This is a genomic window from Mesorhizobium sp. M7A.F.Ca.US.014.04.1.1, from assembly GCF_003998745.1.
Lineage (GTDB): Bacteria > Pseudomonadota > Alphaproteobacteria > Rhizobiales > Rhizobiaceae > Mesorhizobium > Mesorhizobium ciceri.
In genome coordinates, this window is record NZ_RZRW01000315.1 from 1 (window position 1) to 6895 (window position 6895).

At 62.2% G+C, this 6895-nt stretch carries 9 protein-coding genes; 7 read left to right on the top strand and 2 right to left on the bottom strand.

Features of this window, described 5'->3' with window-relative positions:
* On the bottom strand, nucleotides 1–472 hold a 472-nt coding region (locus EOA22_RS20330), incomplete at its 3' end, for a LysR family transcriptional regulator (RefSeq protein WP_127390172.1).
* 92 nt (nucleotides 473–564) lie between these two features.
* Here EOA22_RS20330 and EOA22_RS20335 point away from each other — a divergent pair.
* The 7 genes from EOA22_RS20335 to EOA22_RS20365 all read left to right on the top strand — a co-directional run bounded on the left by EOA22_RS20335 (nucleotide 565) and on the right by EOA22_RS20365 (nucleotide 6006).
* Complete coding sequence (locus tag EOA22_RS20335; protein WP_082826450.1) at nucleotides 565–723, top strand: hypothetical protein; 159 nt, start codon at nucleotides 565–567, stop codon at nucleotides 721–723.
* A gap of 84 nt (nucleotides 724–807) precedes the next feature.
* Nucleotides 808–1182 carry a membrane protein insertion efficiency factor YidD gene (gene yidD, locus EOA22_RS20340; RefSeq protein ID WP_027162584.1) on the top strand — a complete coding sequence of 125 codons (375 nt, stop codon included), beginning with the start codon at nucleotides 808–810 and terminating at the stop codon, nucleotides 1180–1182.
* A 135-nt stretch (nucleotides 1183–1317) separates the two neighbouring features.
* Complete coding sequence (blaOXA, locus tag EOA22_RS20345) at nucleotides 1318–2145, top strand: class D beta-lactamase (protein ID WP_127390173.1); 828 nt, start codon at nucleotides 1318–1320, stop codon at nucleotides 2143–2145.
* Nucleotides 2146–2321: 176 nt separating this feature from the next.
* Nucleotides 2322–4298: a threonine--tRNA ligase gene (thrS, locus tag EOA22_RS20350; RefSeq protein ID WP_027162582.1), complete on the top strand. Its 1977-nt coding sequence runs from the start codon at nucleotides 2322–2324 to the stop codon at nucleotides 4296–4298.
* An 84-nt stretch (nucleotides 4299–4382) separates the two neighbouring features.
* Nucleotides 4383–5321, top strand: a complete 939-nt coding sequence (locus EOA22_RS20355) for a GNAT family N-acetyltransferase (RefSeq protein WP_063167876.1) — start codon at nucleotides 4383–4385, stop codon at nucleotides 5319–5321.
* A 105-nt stretch (nucleotides 5322–5426) separates the two neighbouring features.
* Nucleotides 5427–5702: a type II toxin-antitoxin system ParD family antitoxin gene (locus tag EOA22_RS20360; RefSeq protein ID WP_063167877.1), complete on the top strand. Its 276-nt coding sequence runs from the start codon at nucleotides 5427–5429 to the stop codon at nucleotides 5700–5702.
* A complete protein-coding gene (locus EOA22_RS20365) occupies nucleotides 5692–6006 on the top strand; it encodes a type II toxin-antitoxin system RelE/ParE family toxin (RefSeq protein ID WP_063167878.1) in 315 nt (104 codons plus the stop codon). The genes EOA22_RS20360 and EOA22_RS20365 overlap by 11 nt, the downstream gene beginning before the upstream one ends.
* Nucleotides 6007–6026: 20 nt before the next feature.
* Here the strand turns inward: EOA22_RS20365 and EOA22_RS20370 are convergent.
* Nucleotides 6027–6895: hypothetical protein (locus tag EOA22_RS20370; RefSeq protein WP_127390174.1), on the bottom strand; the 869-nt coding region annotated here is incomplete at its 5' end.

The window sequence follows — 6895 nt, forward strand, 5'->3', positions numbered from 1 at the left end:
GGCTGCGCGGCCACGAGTCGGCATGCGCGCTGAAGCGCAAGGCAAGCTCCGGCTGATCGCTGCGGAACTCGATCAGCCTTGGATCGACTTCGAGGGAGACGTCGATGTCGGGCCGCAATTGGCGAAACCGGTTGAGCCGGGGAACCAGCCACACGGAGGCAAGCGACGGCTCGACACTGACGCGGACCACGGACTGTGCCGGTGTCGCCACCAGATCGCCAAGCAAGGTATCGATGGCGTCGAAACTTCTGACAAGCTGATCCAGCAGACGCCGGCCGGTGTCGGTCAGTTCGACTCGTCGATGGTGACGTTCGAACAAGGGTCGATGCAGGAAGATTTCGAGCTCGCGGATCTGCCGGCTGATCGCCGCCTGCGAGACGAAAAGCTCCTCGGCGGCCCGGCTGAAGCTCAGATGCCGGCCCGCCGCCTCGAAGCTCCTCAATGCCGTCAGCGGCAGGCGCCCACGCTTCATTTCGCATAACCCAGGATTATCCGAAGTGGAAATTATACTCGTTTGAAGGCGAAGGCCAGCGGCGGTCTAATCCATGTCGAAGGAGACCGACCATGATCCAGTTGCTGAACATTTTTGGCGATGTCATGCGGATCGTGACGTTTCAATGGCGTGACGAAAAGCAGCATTCAAAGCGCCGCGAGGGGCCGGCCAGTCGTGGCCGCTGGGCGCCGTCGGCTGACAGGCAGCCGTTTCGCCGTTCCCGTCCGTGATGGCGGGGCGCGCAAGGAGCGGGGATTGCGTTCTCCGGCGGAAGTCCACATCTATCGCCTGGGAAACGCGATACGGAGACTGTGGTGCGCGACCAGCATGGGCATGCGCATATAGACGGGTCGCAAAAACGCGGCCGCAACTGGCCCGGCCCCTGGCGCAAGACGCCAGGCCGTCTCCTCGGCACGTCGCTCGTGCGCCTCTACCAGCTGACGCTGTCGGGCTTTGTCGGCAATTCCTGCCGGCATCTGCCGACCTGTTCGGAATATGCGCATGAGGCGATCGCCCGCCATGGCCTGTGGGCCGGCGGCTGGATGGGATTCTTCCGCGTGCTGCGCTGCGGGCCATTCGGCACGCATGGCATAGACCTCGTGCCGGAGGCGCTTGCGGATCGCTATCTCTGGTTCATGCCCTGGCGGTACTGGCGGATCGGCAGCAAGCGCGGCAAAGCGCAGGAATGATGGCCGGGGAGAATAGCAGGTTTACGATCCGGTAGGGTTAACAACAGCCTGCACAAAGACTGCGCATTTGAGACAAAATCGAGACAAGAGACCCCGCTAAGCCGCTCGCGAACCCCCTTCTGGAGCGAGCAGAAAATGCGCAATTTCGACCGTCTTCCCTTCATCTTTGCCGGGATCCTGTTCCTGCTCGCCTGGCTGCTGGGATTTCCGCTGCGCGCGCAATCGGCGCCGCTGGGGGATTTGCAGTGCACGGTGATCGCCGATGCGGCGAGCGGCAAGACGCTTTACCAGGACGGAGTGTGCGACCAGCGGTTCAGCCCGGCCTCGACGTTCAAGGTGCCGCTGTCGCTGATCGGCTATGACAGCGGGATCCTGAGCGACGAGCATACGCCGGCGTGGGACTACAAGCCGGAGTTCAAGGCGGTGAAGCGGGACCAGAAGACCGTCGATCCGGTGATCTGGGAACGGGATTCGATCGTCTGGTTCTCCCGTGAAATCACCAGTCGGCTCGGGCCGGAAAAATTGGCTGGCTATGTCTCCAAATTCGGCTACGGCAATGCCGATGTTTCCGGCAATCCCGGCAAGAATGATGGTTTGACCCAATCCTGGATAAACTCCTCGCTCAAGATCACGCCGGTCGAGCAGGTCGATTTCCTGCGCAAGCTGCTGGCCCGCAAGCTGCCTGTCTCGGCCAGGGCCTACGACATGACATCAGCCATCATCCCGACCTTCCAGGCCGGAGGCTGGACGGTGCAGGGCAAGACCGGAAGCACCAGGCTGCGCAACGATGCCGACAAGGTTCAGGATAAGCGCTCGCTTGGGTGGTTCGTCGGCTGGGCGAACAAGGATGGCCGCCAGATCGTCTTTGCGCGCCTTGTCGTCGACACCGATCGGACCGATATGCCCAAAGGCCTCAAGACCCGAGCCGAGTTCCTGAAGGACCTGCCGCTGCTCATCAAATGAAGTCTGACATTTGAGCCGGGCTTTACGGCGGCGGAATCTGTCCATAAAAGACAGCCGCTGCCGGACGCATCCGGCCTACTCTTTGCATGTCGTAACCCCAAAACCGTCCACACACTTTTGGGCGACATGCATTTCAACCACCCGCGCTCGTTTGCGGGACTGGATAGGAGATATACATGCTGAATTCCGTTTCCCTGACATTTCCCGATGGCTCCGTCCGCGAATACGACGCGGCGATGACCGGTGCCGGCCTCGCCGAATCGATCTCGAAGTCGCTGGCCAAGAAGGCGGTCGCCTATGCGATCGACGGCACCGTCCGCGATCTCAGCGATCCGCTTGGCAAATCCGGCAAGGTCGAGATCGTCACCCGCGACGACCCGCGCGCACTCGAACTGATCCGTCACGACGCCGCACATGTGTTGGCGGAAGCCGTGCAGGAATTGTGGCCGGGAACGCAGGTGACCATCGGGCCGGTGATCGAGAACGGGTTTTACTACGACTTCGCCCGCAACGAGCCGTTCACGCCTGACGATTTTCCCGTGATCGAGAAGAAGATGCGCGAGATCATTTCGCGCAACAAGCCGTTCACCAAGGAAGTCTGGTCGCGCGACAAGGCGAAGAAAGTGTTTGCCGACAAGGGCGAACGCTACAAGCTGGAGCTGATCGACGCCATTCCCGAGGATCAGGATCTCAAGATCTACGCGCAGGGCGACTGGTTCGACCTTTGCCGTGGCCCGCACATGGCCTCGACGGGGCAGATCGGCAACGCCTTCAAACTGATGAAGGTGGCCGGCGCCTATTGGCGCGGCGATTCGAACAATCCGATGCTGACCCGCATCTACGGCACGGCCTGGGCTGATCAGGCGCAGCTCGAAGCCTATCAGACGATGCTGGAGGAGGCCGAGAAGCGCGACCACAGGAAGATCGGCCGCGAGATGGACCTGTTCCATTTCCAGGAAGAGGGGCCTGGCGTCGTCTTCTGGCACGCCAAGGGCTGGAAGATGTTCCAGAACCTGGTCAACTACATGCGCCGCCGCCTCGACGAGCAGGGCTATCAGGAGGTCAACGCGCCGCAGGTTCTCGACAAGAGCCTGTGGGAGACGTCAGGCCATTGGGGATGGTATCGCGACGCCATGTTCAAGGTGACGGTGGCCGGCGACGATACCGATGACGACCGGATCTTCGCTCTGAAGCCGATGAACTGCCCGGGCCATGTGCAGATTTTCAAGCATGGGTTGAAGTCTTATCGCGATCTGCCTGTCAAACTTGCAGAATTCGGCAACGTCCACCGTTACGAACCATCCGGCGCGCTGCACGGGCTGATGCGTGTGCGCGGTTTTACGCAAGACGATGCGCACATCTTCTGCACCGAAGAGCAGCTGGCGGCGGAATGCCTGCGCATCAACGATCTGATCCTGTCGACCTATGCTGATTTCGGTTTCGACGAAATCAGCGTCAAGCTGTCGACGCGGCCGGACAAACGCGTCGGTACCGACGAGGCGTGGGATCACGCCGAGGCGATCATGGGCGGCGTGCTGGAGACGATCAGGACACGGTCCGGCAATCGCATCAAGACCTCGATCAATCCGGGTGAGGGCGCCTTCTACGGGCCGAAATTCGAATATGTGCTGAAGGATGCCATCGGCCGCGAATGGCAGTGCGGCACGACGCAGGTCGATTTCAACCTGCCGGAGCGGTTTGGCGCCTTCTACATCGGCTCGGATTCCGAGAAGAAGCAGCCTGTCATGGTTCACCGCGCCATCTGTGGCTCGATGGAGCGCTTCCTCGGCATCCTGATCGAGAACTATTCCGGCCATTTCCCGCTGTGGTTCGCGCCGCTGCAGGTGGTGGTGGCGACGATCACGTCGGATGCCGACGACTATGCGACCGAGGTGGTGGCAAAGCTGAAGGCCGCTGGGCTGTTGGCGGAAGCGGATCTGCGCAACGAGAAGATCAACTACAAGGTCCGCGAGCACAGCCTGGCCAAGGTTCCGGTCATCCTCGTCTGCGGCAAGCGCGAAGCGGAAGAGCAGACGGTCAACATGCGCCGACTGGGCTCGCGCGACCAGGAATCGCTTGGCCTTGACCAGGCGATCGCGCAACTGACTGAGGAAGCCGTCACACCCGACCGCCGGCGCAAACGCGCGGCCTGATTGGCATGGTTTCGACCAAATGGCGGTGGAGCGATCCACCGCCATTTTCATATCCCTGTCACGCCGACCTTGTAACGAGCCCCTATGCTCAAGTTGAAATTGCGCGAACGACCCTTTCCCGAGCTTTCCTATGCCAATCCGCGCCAGCCGGCGCTGACGCGCTGGTTCATACATTCGGTCGAAGGCTTGTCGGGCCGCGACCGCTACACAGCACTTTATGATTTCTGGCGCCGCCAGATCGTGCCGACCGGCGAACGCGTGTTCAGCCGCATGCTCGACCTGATCGACGTGCGGGTGCGGACCGCTGATCAGTGGCCGCCCGCGCAATTGCCGGACACGCCGCTGGTGATCGTCGCCAATCATCCGTTCGGCATCGGTGACGGTATCGCCGTGCTGTCGCTGGCCGAGCAGCTCGGCCGTCCGTTCCGGGTGATGATCCACAAGGATCTGCTCAAGATCCGCGAGATGGAGCCTTATTCGCTGCCGATCGACTTTTCGGAGACCAAGGATGCGCTGAAGAACAACATGGCCGTGCGCCATGAAGCGGTGCGCCTGTTGAAAGAGGGCGTCACCATCGTGGTATTTCCGGCCGGCGGTGTCGCCACCGCGCCAAAGGGTTTTGGCCGGGCGCGCGATCTGCCGTGGAAGATGTTTCCGGCCCGCCTCGTCCAGGACGCCAGGGCGTCGGTCATCCCGATGCATTTTTCCGGGCAGAACGGCAGGCTGTTCCATCTTGTCAGCGGGCCGATGAACATGGCCGAGCGCGACGGCCGGGTGGCCAAGTTCGTCGGCAAGGCCTCGCTGACGCTGCGCACATCGCTGCTCATCCACGAATTCGCGCGGCTGTCGGGCAAGGCGATCGACGTGCGCGTCGGCGATGTGCTGAGCTGGAGCGAACTGGAGCCGTTGCGCGACCGCAAGGCCTTGCTCGACCGCCTCCATCGCGGCGTGTTCGACCTGGCGCCAGCTTTGCCACGCCGCCGGATCCCGTTCCTGCCGGCGCGGACCGAACTGGCGGCTTGAACAATAAACGTCCGGCTCACAGGGCCGAGTCTTGGCTGGCCGTTGAGAAAAATAGTATGACACTGTAATGTCATGCGCTATATTAGGGCAAGGAAAGAGCTTGCCATGAGAACCAGCAAACCGATCACCGTGACCCTCGGCCGCCAGCAGGCCAGCGTTGACGTACGCCTGGCGTCGGGTGCCTACGACTCCGCCAGCGAGGTGATGCGCGCCGCGCTGCGCGCCCTCGACCGCGAAGAGCAGACCATCACCGCGATTATGCGCGCCAAGGTCCAGGAAGCCCTTGACGACCCGCGTCCGGACATCCCGGCAGAAGACGTCTTCAAAGCGCTGCGCGCCCATCATGCGGACCGCATGAAGGCCTCCAAGCTTGACACATAAGGTCGTCTTCAGACCGGCGGCTCAAGCCGACCTCTTCGCCATCTACGACTACATCGAAAACGACAGCGGGAGCAGACGTGCCGACGACTATGTCGACCGCATAGAGGCCGCGTGCATGGCGCTGTCCAACTTCCCGGAGCGCGGGACCGTGCGCGACACTGTTGGCCCCGGCGTCCGCATCGTCGGCTTTGAACGCCGCGTGTCGATCGTTTTCCGGGTCGACGGTGACACCGTGGTCATCCTGCGCGTGCTCTACGGCGGACAGGATTATCCTGCTGGTTCAGAGGATGACGCAGACACCTGATTCTTCTGGTGGATTGCGAACTAATCCGCGCCTTCTTCAGGATCCATCGCCGCGGCCTCGGTGGCCAGAACCTCGATTTCCTGGTTCTGCCCGGCCACGACCGTAAAATCCTTCTGGTAGATGCGGTCGCGGTTCTTGGCGATGATGGTGTAGTCGCCCTCGGCCAGCACCATCGAGGCGAAAGCGCCGACGGTTTCCTTGATCGGATCGCCGGACTCGTTGAGCAGTGACCAGGACGTGTCGGCGATCGCCTCGCCACCGGTTTCGCGCACCAGCTTCATCGTGATCTCGGCGGCGTGATGCTCGACGGTGGCTTCGGTCAGCTTGCCGGCCTCGACGCGGATGTCGGAGCGAATGACTGCATTGACCGCGCCATAGGTCGAGACGACATGGTAGATGCCGGCGTTGAGCCGCACGACGCTGTTGGGCTCGACATCGGGAATGATCAGCGCGCGGTCGCCATTGGCCTCGGCAGTGCCCTCGTAGATCGAAAAGCGCAGCTTCTTCGGTGGAATGCGCACGCCGCCGGACAGCACGGCGTCGAGCTTGAGGCCGCCGGCATCGAGCACGAGGCTTTCGCGCTTGGCGTCCTTGCCGACAGTGATGCGTTTGGTGGCGCCGGCCCGGCCGTAGGAGGCGTGAACCAGATAGCTGCCGGGCTCGAGCTGGAAGACGGCGGTGCCGCCATGCGAGGAGGCGACCATCGGCAATTTGCCGTTGACGGCTTCCGGCTTGAAGACCCGCCAGACGATGCCGCGCGTGATGTCGGAACCCTTGTCGGTCAACTGGGCAGAGAGTGTGATGGCACCGCCGCCGCTCAGCGCCAGTGACGTCTCGCCTTTCGGCGTCGCGTAGCTCGAAATTCCCGGAAGCTTCAGGTCGCTGACAC